Below are 1862 nucleotides of genomic sequence, written 5' to 3'. Positions count from 1 at the left end.
CGGATGGTCCGAGTGGGGTGCGGGCGGCGTCGAGTTGGGAGCCGTACGTGACGGGGGCTGTGCGGAACCGGGTGCTGGACGGTACGCACTGGCAGATGACGTCGCCGAAGGTGTTGCGGGTGGTGGGGGATGCGTTGCGCGGTACGCGACCAACCGTTATGCAGCGTTGACCTGGGTTTATCCGTGACGGCGCAGGCGCTGGCGGGCGGGTCGCTCGGCCTTGTGTGCCGCGGGTGGGGCTTCGCGCAGGTCCTTCTGCCGGGCGGCCTTCCCGATCAGGATGGCAAGCGGTATCGAGAGAGCCACCCAGGCCACTACAGCGACGACGATCCACCACATGCCAGCCAGTATGCCGAGCCTTGATGAGGAGAAGCTGAGAGTCCCGGCTGGTGCTGACGCCCCCGGGACGTTCAGGGAACCTGCATGCTCGGTCCCAACCTCCGGTCAGGAGTAGATGAAGTACCAGTATCCGACAACGAGGGCGCAGAGAATGATCAGGGCGACTGTGGCGTAGTTCGCCAATTGCTCACGCTGGTTACGGCGGAGACGGCGGCGCTTCTCCACAATGATCTCGTCCTGCTGCGGCCGCGGTGACATTGTTTCTCCCGAATTAATCGTGGTGTCGATCTTGTTTGTAGGGCCGAAAAGTACCACTAGTTTGTTATGGACGCGCGGCGAGTGCGAGTCAGGTCGAGTGGTGGCCCCGGCATCCCCATGTCATCGGGCGGTAGCTGATTGCGGTCGAGGCGAAATAGTTATCCGACGGCAATCCCGTTATCATTTCGAAATCAAACCGACGGCCCGTTCTCGGAGTCGCAGTATTGGTCTGTTGGGTGTTCGTCAGCGGGGAACCGAGTGTGTTCACGTGACCCGGAATTCTTTTGGTAACGCAAACGATACTTGCGGTTAGCCCGCCGCTTGCGAAAGCTGAAGCGGGACAATCCATCAAGGCACTGTTGTCCGAATCACTTCTGCCATTTTCGACGTGCGAAATGGTGCGATAGTGCAATTATGAGGTGAGGCGCGGGGGTCTTGTCCGAATCGTGGCGCGTCGAAACCTTGTTGAAAGGGGTGCCGTCATGGTGAGTTCCGTTGAGAGCATTGCTGCGTTCCGGACGGCCGTCGTGCCGGCCGCCGGTATGGGCACTCGCTTCCTACCGGCTACCAAGACGGTTCCCAAGGAGTTGCTTCCCGTCGTCGACACACCTGGCATCGAACTGGTTGCCGGTGAAGCCGCTGAATCGGGTGCCGAGCGCCTCATCATCGTGACCGCACCGGGCAAGGACGGAGTGGTGGCGCACTTTGTCGAAGATTTGGTTTTGGAGGGCAAGCTCGAAGAGCGGGGCAAGCACCATCTGCTGGCCAAAGTGCGGAGAGCACCCGGACTTCTGGCGGTCGAGTCGGTGGTGCAGCAACAGCCATTGGGGCTCGGTCATGCCGTCGGCTGCGCGGAGCAGGTACTCGGTGACGACGAGGATGTGATCGCGGTTCTGTTGCCGGACGACCTGGTCCTGCCTAATGGGGTGCTGGACGCAATGTCGCGAGTTCGTGCCGAGCGTGGTGGAACGGTGTTGTGCGCGATCGACGTTCCGAAGGACCAGGTGAGTTCTTACGGTGTGTTCGATGTGGAGTCGGTGACGGATGTCGCGAATCCCGACGTCCTGAAGGTGGTCGGGATGGTGGAGAAGCCGCAGCTTGGTGATGCACCCTCAACGCTGGCCGCAGCGGGCCGATATCTGTTGGATCGGGCCATTTTCGACGCGCTCCGTCGCATCGAGCCCGGGACGGGCGGTGAGTTGCAGCTGACGGACGCGATCGCACTCCTGATTTCCGAGGGCCACCCGGTGCATGTGGTTGTGCAC

At 61.5% G+C, this 1862-nt stretch carries 3 protein-coding genes; 1 reads left to right on the top strand and 2 read right to left on the bottom strand.

Annotated elements, in window-relative coordinates:
- Nucleotides 1–177: 177 nt before the first annotated feature.
- Nucleotides 178–339, bottom strand: a complete 162-nt coding sequence (locus WAW17_RS30015) for a hypothetical protein (RefSeq protein WP_422336493.1) — start codon at nt 337–339, stop codon at nt 178–180.
- A gap of 105 nt (nt 340–444) precedes the next feature.
- Entirely contained in the window at nt 445–597 is a 153-nt protein-coding gene (locus WAW17_RS30010) for a hypothetical protein (protein ID WP_422336492.1), read from the bottom strand.
- Between the two features lie 482 nt (nt 598–1079).
- Between WAW17_RS30010 and WAW17_RS30005 the strand changes: the two genes are divergently transcribed.
- A partial coding sequence (locus tag WAW17_RS30005; RefSeq protein ID WP_422336491.1) for a UTP--glucose-1-phosphate uridylyltransferase occupies nt 1080–1862 on the top strand: 783 nt, incomplete at its 3' end.

It is taken from the genome of Rhodococcus sp. (in: high G+C Gram-positive bacteria), from assembly GCF_049286785.1.
In the GTDB taxonomy this organism is placed as follows: Bacteria; Actinomycetota; Actinomycetes; order Mycobacteriales; family Mycobacteriaceae; genus Rhodococcus_F.
Note: the sequence above shows the minus strand (reverse complement) of the source record. Positions and strands in the feature narration are given on the sequence as shown.

What these genes read in the sequence shown, in the direction of transcription:
- WAW17_RS30015 (WP_422336493.1), bottom strand. Translation starts at nt 339, where the DNA reads ATGTGGTGGATCGTCGTCGCTGTAGTGGCCTGGGTGGCTCTCTCGATA.
- WAW17_RS30010 (WP_422336492.1), bottom strand. Translation starts at nt 597, where the DNA reads ATGTCACCGCGGCCGCAGCAGGACGAGATCATTGTGGAGAAGCGCCGC.